General features: G+C 43.2%; 1 protein-coding gene. It reads left to right on the top strand.

What is annotated here, in order from left to right:
- Nucleotides 1-384 (top strand): VCBS domain-containing protein (locus A3766_RS05170; protein WP_082907042.1); only part of this gene is annotated, 384 nt, incomplete at its 5' end.
- Nucleotides 385-957: the final 573 nt, after the last annotated feature.

Below are 957 nucleotides of genomic sequence, written 5' to 3' on the forward strand. Positions count from 1 at the left end.
ACTGGTAGCATTGATGAACACGGCAACTGGCGATACGAACTAAATACTAACAACCCGAAAGTCATCTCTTTGGGTGAGAAGGAACGCTTGTTTGACACATTTGTTGTCGAAAGTGTTGATGGCACGACACAAACAGTCATTATAAAGATTGAAGGAAGTGATCAGCCACTCTTTGCCAACAACAGCTCCAGCAAGCCAGAGACCCTAGAGTTAAATCAAGTTCTACATGATGACACAGAGAACGACCTAGAAAGCGTATTCGGAAAGGCTAACTCTAGCCATCAGTCCACGGGCGAGACCCTAGACAATGCCAATACAAGTGCAAGCGAGATTTTACAGCAAATTACTCAGCAAAATCTTCAAGACAACAACCTCATTACTTAAGAGAGTTGAAACTCTAGGCACTGTAAAGTGTAAACGCAGCACTCGAACTGACTTATTGAAAAACAGATTGCGACCAGAGCATGGCTTAGTCGTGCAGACACCAGAAGAAAACCTTGGTACCAAGTATGAATTTGGTCGAATAGTATGCTTTAACGGACGTTGAAACGATTTGAACTTCCAGAACTTCCTGGGTTACCTTATTCTAGAATTCATCCCCCAAGGAATGCTCACCACAGTAGTCATCCTCGCGTAGGCGGGGATCCATTGTTTTTGACCGAAACCTTATTAATTCGATTACTTCTGTAGCTTCAAATGCTGCCTATTAATCAAGACACTGGATTCCCGCCTACGCAGGAATGACTGGTTTTTTTTTGGGGGGGGGCTTGAACGTCAACTTAGCGAACTTTCAAGGCTTTGATATTTTGTTTGGTCATGTCGCGCTCTGTATTACAAGCTGTAAAATCGGCTTTGAGCCGATACATATAAAATTAGAGCGTATCGCCCTCCGATAATATAGACACATTCACCTGGCCCAATTTTTCTCTCAGCTTTTCTCTATCAACAAGCTTAGCC

It is taken from the genome of Oleiphilus sp. HI0132, assembly GCF_001635845.1.